We start from the raw sequence: 17,276 nt of genomic DNA, 5'->3' as shown, positions 1-17,276 counted from the left end.
CTGGTATAGGTTTGTAGGTGTCTGGCCTGCTAGCTGAAAGTATAGGTTTACAATTATTGTCATCCTGTAAGGAACTTAGTTGAAGGGAGGTTAAGCAGAGGCTCTCTGCAACCACATTCTTCCGGTATGACAATGGAGGGTTAAGTGCTGAGGCTATCTAAATAGAATATGCTACTAAAAGCGAAGCCGCTCTAACATCTGTTGTTAGAGCGGCTTCATTGGTCTATCTTAAACCACTTTCGAAAGGCTTCTTCCGTAGCATAGGCTCGTTTAGAGATTTTCCTAAGCTACTGTAGCAACTGCTTATCCAGTAAATCATAAGCAACCTTTTCCATAGCTTTTGCCTGTGCTCTCCAGGCCGAGAGGCCTCGTCTTCCCGCATCGCGCTGTGTAGCTGAACCTGCCCTCGCGCTGCTCGTGCTGCTGAGCAAGCTCAGCACCGGAACATCTACCAGGCGCTCAACGGAAAGACTGGAAACACATTCACTTCGTGCTGGCATTTTTGTAGTAACACATTGACTATGGAATGTCATGAGCGAAATGCGGAAGCAGGCTCCCCTCCTTGGACAAGGAGGGGCAGGGGTGGTTTGACCCGGTCCTTCCACAAAAAAACTGGTACTATGGGAATAGGCTCAAACAGATAGGATGTTATTTTTACTATGCCTTCTTCCAGTGCCGCTCTATAAATCCGGCTCTTCCTGAACCGACGTTATAGCGCTGGTAATGCGAAGGGTTCTTTTTATAGTAGTCCTGGTGGTATTGCTCTGCCGGGTAAAATGTCTTGGCAGGTAGTATAGGTGTAACGATAGGTTGATTGAAAGGACCATTTTCCTGCAGTTCCTTTTTCGACTGCTCTGCCTGTTGTTTCTGCTCCTCGTTGTGGTGGAAGATAGCAGTTTGGTAAGAAGAGCCGCGGTCGCCAAACTGACCGCCGGCATCAGTTGGGTCAATCTGCTCCCAGAAAATTTCCAGTATTTCTTTGTATGTAATTTTGCTTGGGTCAAAGGTAATCTGAACGGCCTCGTAATGCCCCGTGGTATCGGAGCAAACCTGCTCGTAAGTAGGGTTTTCTATATCGCCGCCCGTGTAGCCAGACACTACTTTTTCTACACCGTCCCATTGGTCAAACGGCTTCACCATACACCAGAAGCATCCGCCTGCAAAGGTTGCCAGTTCATATTTGTTTTCTTCCTGATTCATATCGCTGTTTTACTTATGTCTTTATCCTTTAAACTCAAATTAACCCTTAAAGTTTAAAGCTGACAAACAGGCGAAGCGACAGTTTGATGAGAAGAATAGATAAGTATGCAGCTGGATTCACTTGTCTCTTTCCGCACTTATTCCCACTCAGGCAACCCTTTCCGGGTGTAGGGCAGCACGTTGATATGTATCACATCAGATAGTGACTTTCATCATCCTTTGCCGCAGCGGGGCTTTCTAGTTTTGTACATTAACCAAATAGAAAATTGAGATGGAAGCCGCACTCCAAACCAATATTCAGACCTGCTACCACTGTGGGGACTCCTGCGTGGAAGAGGTAATTGAAGTACATGATAAGACGTTCTGCTGCGCTGGCTGCAAAAATGTATATGAGCTGTTAGAAGAAAACAATCTTTGTGCCTACTATAAGCTGGAGGAAAGCCCGGGTATCACAGGGAAGCAGCCTGTTGCTGAGTTCCGTTTCGCTTACCTGGACGATGCCGGGGTGGAAGCGCAGCTTGTTAACTTCAAGAACGAATCCATCTGCAAGCTCACGTTTTATATTCCGCAGATGCACTGTAGCTCCTGTATCTGGCTGCTGGAAAACCTGTTTAAGCTGAATCCTGGCATTTCTGAGTCTACCGTCAACTTCCTTAGGAAAGAAGTTTCGCTCACTTACTTTCATCAGAAAACTTCCCTGCGCGAGGTGGTGCAACTGCTGGCGCGCATCGGGTATGAGCCGGCTATTACGCTGGCTGATACGGATGGTAAGAAGACAAGCAAGCCAAACCGCAGCATCATCTACAAGCTAGGTGTGGCAGGTTTTTGCTTTGGCAACGTCATGCTATTGGCCTTCCCGGATTACCTTGCCGTAACGGAGGGGCTGCAGCGGACCTTTGGCTCCTTCTTTGGCTATCTCAGCTTTGTGCTTTCGCTGCCGGTGTTTTTATACAGCGCGCGCGGGTTCTTTACCTCTGCTTTAGAAGGTATGAGGCAGCACATGGTGAACATTGACTTACCTATTGCCACAGGCCTGATGGCACTGTTCACCGTGAGCACTTATCAAATTTTTACCGGTACCGGTCCCGGCTACCTCGATTCGTTTACCGGGCTGGTTTTCTTTATGCTCATAGGAAAGTACTTCCAGCAGCGCACCTACGACACGCTTTCCTTCGACAGGGACTATACTTCTTATTTCCCGGTATCCATCACAGTGCTGAAAGAGAATGGCGAAGAAGCATCTGTAGCGGTACGTAACCTGAAAGTGGGCGACCGCATCCGTGTCCGGAACCAAGAACTCATCCCTGCCGATGCCATTCTCCTGAGAGGTACAGCGTTGATTGACTACAGCTTTGTTTCCGGAGAATCGGAGCCGGTAGAGAAAGTAGTGGGGGAGGTGATTTATGCCGGAGGGCGTCAGGTTGGTGAGAGTGTAGAACTGGAGGTGGTAAAAGAAGTATCGCAAGGATACCTCACACAGCTTTGGAACAACACTGTTTTCTCAAAAGACGAGACGCAGAGCGTGGGTACGTATGCCAATATCGCGGGAAAATGGTTCATCATCGTCACGCTGATAGTAGCGGCTGGGGCACTCATTTACTGGGTGCCGCGTGATACAGACATGGCCATCAAAGCCTTTACATCCGTGCTGATTATTGCCTGCCCTTGTGCTTTGTCGCTGGCTACGCCTTTTGTGCATGGTCATACCATGCGGGTGTTCAGAAAGAATCAGTTCTTTCTCAAGAACACTACTGTAGTAGAGACCCTGGCAAAAATAGACACCGTGGTGTTTGATAAAACCGGCACCCTGACAGAGCCAAGTGCCGCAGAAGTGACCTATACCGGTAAGACTTTAACAGCAGTGCAGGAGCAAAGCATCAAATCAGTATTACAGCACTCCACACACCCACTCAGTCAGCGCATTTTCCAGCACCTGAAATCCGAGAGTGCACAGGTGCAGAACTTTCAGGAATATGCCGGTAAAGGTCTGGCGGGTGAGGTAAACGGACAACTGGTACGCATTGGCTCTGCTGCTTATATAGGAGTAGCTGCTGATAAAAATGACTCTCTTAAAACAACGGTCTATTTGTCCATTGATGGTGTTGTGCTTGGCTTCTACGCCTTCTATAACGTGTACCGCAAGGGATTGAAAGATATACTACAGGGGCTGGATGAGAAGAAAATTGCGGTACTCTCAGGTGACAATAATCATGAGGAGGCGCGCCTGAAGGCGCTGCTGGGTGAAAAGGCGTCCCTAAACTTTAATCAGTCGCCGGTACAGAAGCTGGAGTATGTGAAGCAGCTGAAAAGTGAGCAACACCGGGTGCTGATGGTTGGGGATGGGCTAAACGATGCCGGTGCCCTGAAACAAAGTGATGCAGGCATTGCCCTTACCAACAGCATCACCAACTTCTCACCGTCCTGCGATGCCATTCTGGATGCGACTGCTTTTGATAGGCTGAGTACTTTCCTGGCTTTTTCAAAGAAGACCATGAACATCATCCTGGCTACGTTTGCTGTGTCGCTCATCTACAACGTGATTGGCTTAACGCTGGCCGTGCAGGGGCTTTTCTCCCCGATTGTATCTGCCATTTTGATGCCTTTCAGCTCGCTGAGTGTCATCTTGTTCGCAACCATGTCAGTTAAAATTGCCGCAAAACGAGCAGGCTTATAAAATAGACCTCCCTTGTGCTCAGTTCCTGCGAGTGTCCTGGTAGCTCCGAAGCAACGCCATTGGCACAGACACTCGCAGGACCTTCGGACGCTGCGAGGTCATTAAGAGCCGGCGGTATTCATAAATCAGAATTTATAATTCAAAATTCCCACAGCCATGTACATCATCTTCTTAATGATCGCAGTCAGTATATCGGTAGCAGGGCTTTTCCTGGGTGCTTTTCTGTGGGCCGTGCGCTCCGGGCAGTACGACGACGATTATACACCCGCTGTCAGAATGCTTTTTGAAAACGAAGTAACTGACAGCAAGAAACCAGAAGCAAAAGCCAAAGCTTAAGCAATGTCTGGACCTCGCAGCGTGCGCAGCTCCTGCGAGCGTCTGCTTAATATGCAACGGCGCCAACTCCTGGCGCTCCCTTTTAACGCATGTCTGGAAGTTGGTAATGAACCGGCTGATGACAATCACCTCTAAAGATGACTTTCATCATCCTTTCCCTGCAGCTTCTTGATGAATTTTGTGTGGTCGATGAAAGCAAAATCAACAACACAAATAATTCACTTTAATAAAATGGAGGACACCGTACATGTCAACTAATGTAGCCGAAGTCTTAGAAACCGCGCCCGACCGGGTTGTGCCGAGGGGTAAAGACCGTGGCGCAACCGACACGTTCTTTTATGACAATAAGATCGTTCGGGATTTTGGTATAGCCACTGTGTTCTGGGGAATAGCCGGTATGCTGATAGGAGTGATCATCGCCTTTCAGCTGGCAAACCCAGACGTGAACATGGGCAACCAGTATACCACGTTTGGCCGCGTTAGGCCGCTGCATACTAATGCCGTTATTTTCGCTTTTGTGGGTAACGCCATTTTCATGGGCGTGTACTACTCGCTGCAGCGCCTTTGCAAGGCCCGCATGTACAGCGATTTACTTAGTAAAATTAACTTTTGGGGATGGCAGCTGATTATTGTTGCTGCTGTCATCACGCTTCCGCTGGGTATCACAACCTCAAAAGAGTATGCCGAGCTGGAGTGGCCGATAGATATAGCCATTACACTAATTTGGGTTGTGTTTGGCTGGAACATGTTTGGTACACTGGCCAAGCGCCGCGAAAAACACATGTATGTAGCCATCTGGTTCTACATCGCAACTTTCCTGACAGTGGCTGTGCTGCACATTGTAAACTCATACGAGATGCCGGTTAACTTCTTCAAGAGCTACTCAGGATATGCAGGGGTGCAGGATGCACTGGTGCAGTGGTGGTATGGCCACAATGCAGTGGCGTTCTTCTTAACAACGCCGTTCCTGGGCCTTATGTACTACTTCCTGCCAAAAGCAGCGAATCGCCCGGTATACTCTTACCGCCTGTCCATCATTCACTTCTGGTCGCTGATATTCATTTATATCTGGGCTGGCCCGCACCACTTACTCTACACTTCTTTGCCTGACTGGGCTCAGTCACTTGGTGTGGTGTTCTCTGTAATGCTGCTTGCTCCGAGCTGGGGTGGTATGATAAACGGTCTGCTAACACTGCGTGGCGCCTGGGACAAAGTACGGGAGGAGCCGGTACTTAAGTTTATGGTGGTGGCCATCACCGCTTACGGTATGGCGACTTTCGAAGGTCCGATGCTGTCGCTGAAAAACGTGAACGCCATCGCCCACTTCACTGACTGGATAGTAGCACACGTACACGTGGGAGCGCTTGGCTGGAATGGTTTCCTGACATTTGCCATGCTTTACTGGTTGTTCCCACGCCTTTACAAAACACAACTACACTCCAAGAAACTGGCGAACGAGCACTTTTGGTTAGGTACACTGGGAATCCTTTTCTATGCCATACCAATGTACTGGGCAGGTTTCACACAAGGTTTGATGTGGAAACAGTTCACAGCAGAAGGAACGCTGCAGTACTCTAATTTCCTGGAGACGGTGCTGCAAATCATCCCAATGTACTACATGCGCGGTGTGGGTGGTATCCTTTACCTGGGTGGTGTATTCCTGATGGTGTACAACCTATACAAAACTACTCAAACAGGTAAACTGGTTGCCAACGAAAAAACCGAAGCTCCTGTGGTTGTAAAAACTAAAAGTGCTAACGCTGGTCACTGGCACAGCTGGATTGAAAAGCGCCCTACACAGATGGCGATTTGGGCAACAGTAGCCATCCTGATTGGTGGTCTGGTAGAGTTCATTCCTGCCTTTGTCATAAAGTCCAACGTGCCGACTATTGCCAGTGTGAAGCCTTATACTTCGCTGGAGCTTCAGGGACGTGACCTGTACATAAAAGAAGGATGCGTAAACTGCCATACCCAAATGGTGCGACCGTTCAGGTCCGAAACAGAGCGCTACGGCGAGTATTCTAAAGCAGGTGAGTTTGTGTACGATCATAACTTCCTGTGGGGCTCCAAACGAACTGGTCCGGACCTGCATCGTGTAGGCGGTAAGTACCCTAACTCCTGGCACTACCACCACATGCTCGACCCGACGTCTATGTCTCCAGGCTCTATTATGCCAGCTTACCCTTGGTTGTTTGAGCAGGATATTGACCTGAGCACGACACAGGATAAGCTTACTACGCTGAAGAAGCTGGGTGTTCCTTATGAAGACGAGTATATCGCCAACGCAAACGAAGAGCTGATGAAGCAGGCAAAAGAGGTAACAGCTGATCTGGCGAAGGAAGGTCTCGAAGTAAGACCTGGAACAGAAATCGTGGCCATGATTGCCTACCTGCAACGCCTGGGCACAGACATCAAAGTGAAAGCAGAGGAATAGTTTATACGACACAAGTATCACGTAGCAAGTATCAAGACTTCTTTATCGAAATAGTCGAGTGTCGTGATGCGTGATACGAGTGTCACAAATAAAAAAGCCATGTATAAAAACGTTTTGCAAGCCATTGATGGCATCGAAATATATCCGCTCATCTCGTTTACAATCTTCTTTGTGTTCTTTCTGGGGCTGATTGTGTATGTCGCCCTGATGGACAAAGGCTATGCGCAGGCGATGAGCAGCATTGCATGCGAAAATGAAAACGAAGACACCACACCTCAAGGAGTAAGACAATGAACACGGCATTGAAAGTTTTCAGAAAAAGCAGCTTTGGGCTTTTAGTCGGCTTGCTCCTGATGTCAGGCGGCACAGCGGTGGCGCAGGACGCAGTGGAGGGCAAGAAAGTTTTTGAAGCCAACTGCACGGTTTGCCATAGTCTTGAGGCCGATGTAGTTGGGCCTGCCCTAAAGGATGTGCACAAGCGCCGCGGCGATGAGTGGCTGGTGAAGTTTATTAAGAACTCCCAGGAACTGGTAAAGTCAGGTGACAAAGATGCTGTTGCTATCTTCGAGAAGTTCCACAAAGTGCCGATGCCAAGCTTTGCCAGCACGCTGTCTGAGGAAGATATCACCAATGTCATCGCCTATATTAAAGAGGCCAGCGATGCACCCGCTGAGGCAGCTGCAGATCAGCCTGCAACAATAGGTACTGACCAGCAGAGCGGCATGGCCATGGTAGTTCCGGCAGGGGTTGCGGGAGAGGAAGTTGGTTTCCTGGACTTGCCACCTGTGTTGTTGTTCACGTTTGCGCTGGCAGGTGCTGTTGTCCTGCTTATCTTAATGGTGCTGGTTATGGTGTTTCGCTTGTTTGTGCCTATGCTGGGAGACTCTATCTATCAGGAGGAGTTCCGAAACTCACTGGCAGGACGCATGATTTTCCTGATGCGGGGTGATACCACGCTGGTAACAGGTAAGGCAACAGACGTCATTCACTCTCACCACGACTTTGATGGCATTCAGGAATACGACAACGACCTGCCACCGTGGTGGAAAACCATGTTCTACGTGAGTATCGTGTTTGCCATTGGCTATATGCTGCACTTCCACGTGTTCCAAACCGGGGCACTGCAGGCCGAGGAGTACGAAATGGAAATGGAGCAGGCCGCTATACTGGCAGCCATGACACCTGATGATCCGAATGCAGTCACTGACTACGATGTGATGACAGACGCAACAGCCCTGGAAAATGGACAAAAGACGTATGTTCAGAACTGTGCTGCCTGCCACGGACAAAACGCAGAAGGTACCGTTGGACCAAACCTGACTGACGAGTACTGGCTGCACGGTGGCGATGTGAACGATATCTTTAAAACCGTGAAGTACGGTGTGCCGGCTAAAGGCATGGTGCCGTGGCAAGGCAAGCTCACGAAAGACCAGATACTCGAAGTATCCAGCTACATCCTGTCTTTGCAAGGCTCTAACCCAGCCAACGCCAAAGAGCCGCAAGGGGAGAAGGAGTAAGTTAGGCAAGGGGAATAACTAAGATTTGAAAAGGTGAGTTGTTAAAAGTGGCAGGTGCTTCATCCAAGTACCTGCCACTTTTTGTTTATGTGCGCTCCAGCCAGCTATTAGCTTGAAGAGTTGGGGCAGCAGGTGATGAAATGAATCATTGTTGATGACAATCACTCCCATACATGACATTGGTCATCATAATGCTAAGGCCGATTTCGGAATTTTGTATCAGCAGATTATAGCAATCGCTACGTTCTGATTTTCCATTATAATTAACAGGCAGGACTAATATCCGCACAAATTATCACTGCCATGGCAAGTAAAATAAAAACGGCTCCCGATGATTTTCGGGACCATATATCAACTGTAGATGAACAGGGTAAACGTGTTTGGGTATACCCTAAAAAGCCGAAAGGCAAACTATACAACTACCGCAAATACGTCAGCTATTTGCTGTTGGCTTTGCTGTTTGCAGGCCCTTTTATTAAGATAAACCGTTTGCCGCTGCTCATGCTAAATGTGGTGGAGCGCAAGTTCGTAATACTAGGTGTGCTGTTCTGGCCACAGGATTTCTTCCTGTTGGTGCTCGCGTTCCTGGCGCTTGTAGTCTTTGTTATCCTCTTCACCGTGGTGTATGGCCGCGTATTCTGTGGCTGGATATGCCCGCAGACTATCTTCCTGGAAATGGTGTTCCGCCGAATAGAGTATGCCATTGAGGGTGATTATACTAAACAGCGTGCTTTAGACAAAATGGATTGGAACATGGAGAAGATACTGAAGAAAGGCGCTAAAACGGCTGTTTTCCTCCTGGTGTCTTTCTTTATTGCCAACCTCTTCCTGGCTTATATAATAGGCATTGATGAGCTGAAAAAAATAGTTTCGGAAGGTCCGGTAGAGCACCTGGCTGGCTTTGGCGCTTTACTGGTATTTACGGGTGTGTTTTACTGGGTTTTCGCTTATTTCCGCGAGCAGGTGTGTACCATCGTTTGTCCTTACGGCCGCCTGCAAGGCGTGATGCAGGACAAGAAAACGGTGGTGGTAGCCTACGACTATGGCCGTGGCGAACCACGCGGTAAGCTGCGTAAAAACCAGGAGCGCTCCGAAGGCGATTGCATTGAATGCCATCAGTGCGTGCAAGTTTGCCCAACCGGAATCGATATCCGGAATGGCGCGCAGCAGCTGGAGTGTATCAACTGTACGGCCTGTATCGATGCCTGCAACGACATCATGCGCATGATTGACAAGCCGGAGGGGTTAATCCGCTACGAGTCTGAGGAAGGCATTGCAGAGGGTAAAAAATGGAAGTTCTTCACGACGCGTGTGATGGGCTATACTGCTGTGCTGGTTGTGCTGCTAACAGCGCTCACCACTCTGCTCTTAACCCGCGACGCAGCCGAGGCAACTATACTTCGCACTCCAGGCCAGCTATACCAACATACGGAGCAGGGGCAGATAAAGAACCTGTACAATATCTCTGTCATCAACAAAACCAACCATGAAATGCCCCTCACATTAAAGCTGATTAACAAAGAAGGAACAGTCAAAGTAGTGGGCAATGAGTTGGTACTGCCAGCGCAGGGAATAGCAGAGGGTGTGTTCTTTACTGAAATCCCGAAAGATCAACTAACCAGCCTGAACTCTGAAATAGAGATAGGCGTGTACCACGGGGATGAGCTAATAACAACGCAGGAAACGAAATTCCTGGGTCCAGCAAATTAAGTCTCATAATCTTTGGAGAATAATTAAAACCTATCCCAAAACTCTTGAAGAAGGGATTACGCAAGCGAAAAAATTCCCCTTCAGGGAGGGGCTAGGAGTGGGTTAAATGCAGAAGATAGATCAGATAAACTTTAAGGGGGGAACAATCCGCTAAACGATCAATTAATAACGACATCATCATGAAAACGCAAGATAAGAATAAAAGCTTCACCCTTTGGCCCTATGCTATTGTTGTAGCCATGGTGTTGTTTATGGGTTATATTGCCATGTTCGTGTACAAAGCCATAAACCAGGATGTGGACCTGGTGAGCAGGAATTACTATGAGCAGGAGATTGCCTACCAGGAACATATTGATAAAGTGGGGCGCACCAAAGCGGTTGGAGAAGTGACAATAAACTATCAGCCTGAAAACCAGGCCATACTCCTACAGTTGCCGGAGACTTTAGCGGGCCAGCGCATCAGCGGCAGCGTAAACCTCTTCCGCCCATCCGATGAAGGGCTGGACCAGGAGGTGCCGCTCCAGCTTGGCCGCGACCTGAGCCAGCTGATTGAGACAAACGAGCTTGAAAAAGGCTTGTGGAAAGTGCGCGTTAACTTTAGCGCTGGCGACGAGACATACTATACAGAAGACACCATCCAATTGAAATAGCCATGATCTGGGCAGGGTTCTTATTTGGATTAGTAGGCAGTTTCCATTGCGTGGGGATGTGCGGCCCTATAGCAATGACCTTACCATTTGTCGGGAGCAGCGGCTGGCGTTACTACGCAGGCCGCCTCCTGTACAATGGTGGGAGAATAGTGACCTATACTATACTGGGCGCACTGGCCGGTGCCTTCGGACAATCGTTACAAATGGCTGGGCTGCAGCAAACGGTTTCTATTATTTCAGGTGTGCTGATACTACTGTTGCTGGTGTTGCCAGCGGCACTACAGGGCAGGGCTGCAAAGGCGGTAGGCACAGACAAAATAATGGTCTGGGTACGTCATAGGCTGGGCTACTTCTTTCAGAAGAACTCGCTGGGTGCCTTGTTTATGATGGGTTTGCTGAACGGCTTGTTACCGTGTGGCTTTGTGTATATTGCGCTGGCAGGTGCAATCAGTGCGCCCGGCATAGAAGGCGCGATGCTGTACATGGCTCTGTTTGGCCTGGGCACACTCCCGCTCATGTTCCTGGTGTCGTTGTCGGGGAGGTTGATCAGCCTGAAGCTTCGCAGCACCTTTAACCGGCTGGTGCCTTATGTGGGCATGTGCCTAGCCGTGCTTTTCATAATCCGCGGTCTCGGCCTAGGTATTCCGTACCTGAGCCCGAAAGTAGCCCACACAACAACACACACAACAGAAATCACCTGCTGCACGAAGCCTCAGTAAATATTTACATCCCAGTGTGGCTGCTCCTCTTTCTGACTACCTTGACTGCTTAACATCCTCATTCACAGCAAGTCCTGCAAAAAGTGACAAATGTCATTTTTCTGCATGATGTTTATCAGTTTACTGCTTTTATCAGAACACTAACTTTACTTCCAGAAATCTGAGAACAAGAAGCATGAGCAGTACACTGAAAAAGATCCTGATTCCGGTAGATGTCGAGAAGTCCGCAGAGAGCCTGCTGTTGCTTTGCTATGCTGGGCAGTTTGCAGCGGCCTTTGGTGCAGAGCTTTTGCTGTTGCACCCTACCTACACACCAGAGTTAACCTTTACAGAACAGAGCAGAAAAATACAGGTGCTACGGGCACTGGGAGAGCGGGTGTTAGGCAGGCTGCCAAAGTTAAACACACATGTGCCCTTCGAGTGCTTGGTGCGCCCGGGCAGCCTTCATGACTGCATTAAAGATGTGGTACAATCCGCTGCTGTTGACCTGGTGCTGATGCAGGCGGATAAACTCCCCGAATCAGAAAAAGAACTGTATGCCGATCATGCCGCCCATGTGATGGAAATAATTTCCTGTCCGCTGGTGGTGGTTCCTTCTGCTTTAGCATATAAAAAACTAAGGCACCTGGTGTTCGCGACTGACTTCACTGACCGTGACCCGAAGGTATTAGCACAGATTAGCGATTTCGCAGGCCGGGCAGGTGCCAGACTCACCTTGGTACAGGTTTACAGCAAGGCGGAGCGAACTCAGTTGTGCAACATTAAGGCAGCCATGCACCAGGTAGAGGAGCAATTGAGTGGTAAGAATGTGCGCCTGAAACTACTGGAAGAAGAGGATGTGCTGGAAGGTATAAGTGACTTTGCTGAAGACGTGCAGGCAGATATGCTGGTGCTGGCTACCCGGGACAATTACCTGATGCAGCGCCTTTTTAGCAAAGCTTATGTGAAAACAATGGCCTATCATACACAGATTCCGCTGCTCACCTTCAGGCAACTCAAGAAGAAGCCCTGCTCCGGCTGCTGCACCAACTGCATGAAGAGCAAAGCTCAGTACCCGGAAATAAAATTCGAGGAAGCAGGAATTCATATATAAAACCTGTAGGAGGTGCAGGAGCGTGCTAAACCATAGACCTTCTGGACTCCTAATAAGGTAATTTAAATCAATAAGTTTGCTGTTTGTGTATACAGAACCTGTTTCAGGACTGAAGCAGGTTCTGTAATTTATAAGCGGGTTTTCCGGCGTCAAATGATATGTCGGATTTGACATTGCAACACAGTTTTCTATCTTTAAACAAAAGCTTTTCCAGTGATAGAAGATAAAGAAGACCATTCCTACAGCATAGAAAATGCAATGAGGCTAAAGGCCATCATTGACACAGCCATTGATGGCATTATTACCATTGACCGGCATGGCATTATCGAAACAATGAACCCGGCTGCAGCAAAAATCTTCGGTTATCAGCCTGAAGAGATCATAGGTGAAAACGTGAAGATACTGATGCCGGAGCCTGACAGCGGCCTCCACGACAGCTACATTGAGAATTATCATCGGACAGGTGTCGGGCAGATTATTGGTAAGGGACGTGAAGTGCTTGGAAAGAAGAAGGACGGGTCCGTTTTCCCTTTCCTGTTGAGTATAAGTGAGGTGAAGCTTCAGGACAAGCAGATATTCACCGGTATTGTGCATGATATCTCTAGCCTGAAGCAGGCAGAGGCCGCCCTGCGCGAGAGTGAAAACAAAATTAACTCGATCATTCAGGGTGCAGTAGATGGTATAATCACCATCGACAGGCGTGGTGTAATAGAGATGGTGAATCCTTCAGCCGCCCGATTATTCGGCTATGGTGCAGACGAGTTGCTGGGGAAAAGCATCAACGTGCTGATGCCGGAGCCGGACCGCAGCCTGCACGACAGCTATATGCACCACTACCATGTAAAAGGGGAGAAGCGCATCATCGGCATAGGCAGGGAAGTAACAGGTATGCGGAAAGATGGCTCCATTTTTCCTTTTTATTTAAGCATAAGCGAGGTGGAACTGGCAGACCGGAAAGTGTACACAGGCTTTGTGCACGACATTACACAGCAGAAATTAAACGAGGAGCGCCTGCGCCGCTATGCTGCCGAACTGGAGCGAAGCAACCGCGAACTGCAGGACTTTGCCTACGTCTCATCGCATGACCTGCAGGAGCCGCTACGGAAGATACAGGCCTTCGGCGACAGGCTGGTGACAAAGGAATACGACAAGCTAAGCGAGCAGGGAAAAGACTACGTGGACCGGATGCTGAATGCTGCTTCCCGTATGCAAAACCTGATTAACGACCTGCTGAATTTTTCAAGGGTTACGTCCAGGCCAAAGTCTTTCGTGAAAGTTAACCTTGACACCGTTCTTACAGAGGTAATCTCTGACCTGGAGGTTACCATTGAGCAGACGGGCGCTGTCATCCATCGTACACCATTGCCGGAAATTGAAGCGGAACCAACACAGATGCGGCAGCTCTTTCAGAATTTACTAAGCAATGCCATCAAGTTCCGGAGAGAAGATGAGAGCCCGGTAATCAACATCTATGCAAAGAACCTGCGGCGGAAGGCTCACCTCACGGCCACACCCGGCGATGAAGTCACTGAAATACATGTGGAGGACAACGGCATCGGCTTCGACGAGAAATACCTGGACCGGATTTTCAATATTTTCCAGAGGCTGGAGGGCCAGAAGTATGAAGGGTCTGGCATTGGCTTAGCCGTTTGTCGTAAGATCGCTGTCCGGCACGGAGGTGATATCACAGCCACCAGCCAGCCAGGAGTAGGAACCACCTTTATCATTACCTTAGCAATGAAACATCCAGAGGAATAAACCCAAGGAAATGGCAGATAAAAAAACAATTATTATCCTGATTGCCGACGATGATGCCGAAGATCGAATGCTGGTCAGGGATGCGCTGGAGGAAAGCAGGCTGAAAAACAACATCCACTTTGTGGAGAACGGGGAGGAGCTAATGGATTACCTGCACCACCGGGGGAGGTTCTCCGACAAAAGCAAGTATCCGACACCGGGCCTAATTTTGCTGGACCTCAACATGCCAAAAAAAGATGGCCGGGAAGCATTGAAGGAAATAAAAGAGGATGATACACTTAAGCTTATTCCAGTCGTGGTACTGACAACTTCCAAGGCGGAGGAAGATATTCTCAGAACCTATAACCTGGGCGTCAGCTCTTTCATCACAAAGCCTGTTACCTTCGCTTCGCTGGTAGATGTCATGAAAACACTCAGCAAATATTGGTTCGAAATTGTGGAACTGCCTAAACTGTAAAATTGGATGTTAGACGCTAGATACTAGACTTTAGACTAATCCAATATGTGTAGTATCAAATAACAAAACATGTTTTGTGTCGACTGGTTTATGCAGCGCTGTAGCATTAAAACTATACAAAGTGTATTTCCCTCCTGGAAGCTAATATCTAGAATCTAGTATCTAAAAAGCATGCCTGACAAAACGCGCATACTGCTGATTGATGATGACGAGGATGATTATATCATCACCCGGGACATCATCGATGACATACCCGGGCGGCACTACCTTCTCGAGTGGACGGGTTCTTTCCAGGAGGCGCTGAAGATAATTGAAGAGAAGCGGCATAATGTGTACCTGGTGGATTACCGCCTGGGTGCCCATGATGGCTTGGAATTAATTACGAAAGCTGTAAAGCAAGGCTGCGCTGCGCCTTTCATTCTGCTGACAGGCCAAAGCGACCGGGAGACGGATGAGAAAGCCATGCGGGCGGGTGCTTTGGATTATCTTGTGAAGGGCACCATCAGCCCGAACGAACTGGAGCGCTCTATTCGCTATAGCATTGAGCACGCCAAGAGCCTGGCTGTTATCCAGCGACTAAATACGGAGCTGGAGCAGCGGGTAAAAGAACGAACGCAGGAATTGGGCGCAGCTATACAGAAGTTGGAGCGCACCAACATTAGCCTCTATGAAGCGGAGCAGGAGGTACGGAAAGCGCTGCAGAAAGAGAAAGAGCTTCACGAACTGAAGTCCAGGTTTGTGACCATTGCCTCACATGAGTTTCGTACGCCTCTAAGTACTGTATTGTCGTCTGCCTCGCTTATTGGGAAGTACAAAACGGCTGAAGACGATGATAAACGCATGAAGCACGTGGACAGGATAAAGTCAGCCGTCAGTAATTTAACGGGTATCCTGAACGACTTTCTGTCCATCAGCCGCATCGAGGAAGGCAAGATTGATAACGTGCCATTCTCTTTTGACCTGAAGGCTTTTGCCAGAGAAGTATCAGAGGAAGCGCAGGGAGTGCTAAAGCTTGGGCAGCAGATTCATTACCAGCACAAACAGGAGGAGCAGGAAAACGGGTTCTCAACTGTGTGTGTAGACAAACAGTTGCTGAAAAATATTCTCTTTAACCTGCTTTCCAACGCAGGCAAATACTCCGGGGAGCACCAGGATATCTATTTCACTACTGATATTTCGGACGGTAAAATCAATATAACTGTGCAGGACGAGGGCATTGGTATACCGAATGCTGATAAAGCACACCTGTTTACGCCGTTCTTCCGGGCTCAGAACGTGACAAATATCCAGGGAACTGGTTTAGGCTTGAACATTGTAAAAAAGTACGTAGACATAATGGGCGGGTCTTTAAGCTATGAGAGCGAGCTGGACAAAGGCACCACCTTCACCATTACACTTCCGCAAACTACAGAACCATGAAAAAGATACTGCTGATTGAAGACAACCAGGAAATCCGGGAAAACATTGCCGAAATTCTGACACTGGCCAATTATAATGTGTTGGAAGCTGAAAATGGCAAAGTAGGCGTAGAGGTGGCGAAAAGAGAGATTCCGGACCTGATTATCTGCGACATCATGATGCCGCAGCTGGACGGTTATGGTGTATTGCGCATGCTGGGCAGCAACACGTCAACAGCCAGTATACCATTTATCTTCCTTACGGCTAAATCAGAAAAAGAAGATTTCCGGAAAGGGATGAACTTGGGAGCAGACGATTACCTCGTAAAGCCTTTCGACGACCTGGAGCTGCTTGATGCGGTAGAGATGCGCCTGAAGAAGAATGAGGCGCTAAAAGTTGGCTTCAGTAAAAATGCTGAAGGTCTGAATGAGTTTATACAGGAGGCAAAAGGGCAGGAGAACCTCGAAAAACTCACGACAGACAAGCAAAAGCTTCAGTTTTTCAAGAAAAAGCAACCTCTGTTTTCAGAAGGCAATTACCCGAATGCCCTGTACTTCCTTAACAAGGGAAAAGTAAAGACATACAAGTCGAACGAAGAAGGGCGCGAGTACATCACCAACCTTTACAAAGACGGAGACTTTATCGGTTACCTCTTCCTGATAGAAGACAAGGTATACCATGAATCGGCCATGGTGATGGAGGATTCTGAAATCTATGTCATCTCCAAGGAAGACTTCTTTCTGCTGCTGCACAACAACCGGTTGGTGGCGAACAAATTCATCAAGATACTGTCTGATAACTTAGCTGAGAGAGAAGAGCGTCTTATAAAGCTGGCTTATAATTCGGTGCGAAAGCGTGTGGCAGAAGCATTGCTCTTTGTTGAGAAACAGTATACCAACGACCCAGATAAAGTCTCGCAGGTTGTAATATCCCGGGAGGACCTGGCTAATATTGTGGGTGCCTCCAAAGAGACAGTCATCCGTACGCTCGCCGATTTCAAGGACGAGAAGCTAATCGACAGCCAGGGCAGCAAGATCAGCATCCTCAATGGAGAAAAGCTAAGGCGCATGCGCAACTAGAAGTGCTTGTGCATAGTATGTTTTTTATGATAAGTAGGAATTTGTTTTATTGAAGCGCCTTCAGCACTTATAGCTTAAGGCGCTTTTTTTATTTGATGGTTGATAAAATCAAACAAAACAATCAAAGCTTGTATGCCAGTGCGACCAAGTATACTTTCATCCTGAACTCTTCTCCCTTTTAGCACTAGTCTTTCTTTCTGTAATAGTCGCGGTGCCTGCTTTTCAGAGCTGCTTACCTAGGCACTAAACCA

General features: G+C 48.3%; 15 protein-coding genes. 13 read left to right on the top strand and 2 right to left on the bottom strand.

Annotation, left to right across the window (positions count from 1 at the left end; translation table 11 throughout):
• Window positions 1-287: 287 nt before the first annotated feature.
• Complete coding sequence (locus ACFS7Z_RS04085) at window positions 288-500, bottom strand: hypothetical protein (protein WP_377481322.1); 213 nt, start codon at window positions 498-500, stop codon at window positions 288-290.
• Between the two features lie 157 nt (window positions 501-657).
• Entirely contained in the window at window positions 658-1,200 is a 543-nt protein-coding gene (gene msrA / locus ACFS7Z_RS04080; protein WP_449301444.1) for a peptide-methionine (S)-S-oxide reductase MsrA, read from the bottom strand.
• Window positions 1,201-1,471: 271 nt separating this feature from the next.
• On the opposite strand from msrA, the gene ACFS7Z_RS04075 reads away from it, so the two are divergent.
• The 13 genes from ACFS7Z_RS04075 to ACFS7Z_RS04015 all read left to right on the top strand — a co-directional run bounded on the left by ACFS7Z_RS04075 (window position 1,472) and on the right by ACFS7Z_RS04015 (window position 17,025).
• Window positions 1,472-3,874 (top strand): heavy metal translocating P-type ATPase, encoded by a 2,403-nt coding sequence (locus ACFS7Z_RS04075; RefSeq protein WP_377481319.1) that lies wholly within the window; start codon window positions 1,472-1,474, stop codon window positions 3,872-3,874.
• A 156-nt stretch (window positions 3,875-4,030) separates the two neighbouring features.
• Window positions 4,031-4,210 (top strand): cbb3-type cytochrome oxidase assembly protein CcoS, encoded by a 180-nt coding sequence (gene ccoS, locus ACFS7Z_RS04070; RefSeq protein ID WP_377481316.1) that lies wholly within the window; start codon window positions 4,031-4,033, stop codon window positions 4,208-4,210.
• Between the two features lie 247 nt (window positions 4,211-4,457).
• A complete protein-coding gene (ccoN, locus tag ACFS7Z_RS04065) occupies window positions 4,458-6,644 on the top strand; it encodes a cytochrome-c oxidase, cbb3-type subunit I (RefSeq protein WP_377481313.1) in 2,187 nt (728 codons plus the stop codon).
• Between the two features lie 99 nt (window positions 6,645-6,743).
• The gene (locus ACFS7Z_RS04060) at window positions 6,744-6,938 is read left to right on the top strand and encodes a hypothetical protein (protein WP_377481310.1); all 195 of its coding nucleotides are present in this window, start codon (window positions 6,744-6,746) and stop codon (window positions 6,936-6,938) included.
• On the top strand, window positions 6,935-8,161 hold the full coding sequence (locus tag ACFS7Z_RS04055; RefSeq protein WP_377481307.1) for a c-type cytochrome: 1,227 nt from the start codon (window positions 6,935-6,937) through the stop codon (window positions 8,159-8,161). Before ACFS7Z_RS04060 ends, ACFS7Z_RS04055 begins: the two co-directional genes overlap by 4 nt.
• 303 nt (window positions 8,162-8,464) lie before the next feature.
• A complete protein-coding gene (gene ccoG, locus ACFS7Z_RS04050; protein ID WP_377481304.1) occupies window positions 8,465-9,871 on the top strand; it encodes a cytochrome c oxidase accessory protein CcoG in 1,407 nt (468 codons plus the stop codon).
• Window positions 9,872-10,050: 179 nt separating this feature from the next.
• Entirely contained in the window at window positions 10,051-10,521 is a 471-nt protein-coding gene (locus tag ACFS7Z_RS04045) for a FixH family protein (protein ID WP_377481301.1), read from the top strand.
• A 2-nt stretch (window positions 10,522-10,523) separates the two neighbouring features.
• Complete coding sequence (locus ACFS7Z_RS04040) at window positions 10,524-11,240, top strand: sulfite exporter TauE/SafE family protein (RefSeq protein ID WP_377481298.1); 717 nt, start codon at window positions 10,524-10,526, stop codon at window positions 11,238-11,240.
• 175 nt (window positions 11,241-11,415) lie between these two features.
• Window positions 11,416-12,333 carry a universal stress protein gene (locus ACFS7Z_RS04035; RefSeq protein WP_377481295.1) on the top strand — a complete coding sequence of 306 codons (918 nt, stop codon included), beginning with the start codon at window positions 11,416-11,418 and terminating at the stop codon, window positions 12,331-12,333.
• Between the two features lie 213 nt (window positions 12,334-12,546).
• Window positions 12,547-14,091, top strand: a complete 1,545-nt coding sequence (locus ACFS7Z_RS04030) for a PAS domain S-box protein (protein ID WP_377481292.1) — start codon at window positions 12,547-12,549, stop codon at window positions 14,089-14,091.
• A gap of 10 nt (window positions 14,092-14,101) precedes the next feature.
• On the top strand, window positions 14,102-14,548 hold the full coding sequence (locus ACFS7Z_RS04025; RefSeq protein ID WP_377481288.1) for a response regulator: 447 nt from the start codon (window positions 14,102-14,104) through the stop codon (window positions 14,546-14,548).
• 171 nt (window positions 14,549-14,719) lie between these two features.
• On the top strand, window positions 14,720-15,967 hold the full coding sequence (locus tag ACFS7Z_RS04020; RefSeq protein ID WP_377481285.1) for a hybrid sensor histidine kinase/response regulator: 1,248 nt from the start codon (window positions 14,720-14,722) through the stop codon (window positions 15,965-15,967).
• Window positions 15,964-17,025: a response regulator gene (locus tag ACFS7Z_RS04015; protein WP_377481282.1), complete on the top strand. Its 1,062-nt coding sequence runs from the start codon at window positions 15,964-15,966 to the stop codon at window positions 17,023-17,025. Before ACFS7Z_RS04020 ends, ACFS7Z_RS04015 begins: the two co-directional genes overlap by 4 nt.
• The last annotated feature ends 251 nt before the right edge of the window (window positions 17,026-17,276 follow it).

Source organism: Pontibacter toksunensis (genome assembly GCF_042686245.1).
Taxonomy (GTDB): Bacteria; Bacteroidota; Bacteroidia; order Cytophagales; family Hymenobacteraceae; genus Pontibacter; species Pontibacter toksunensis.
This window is presented reverse-complemented; position numbering and strand designations above follow the sequence as displayed.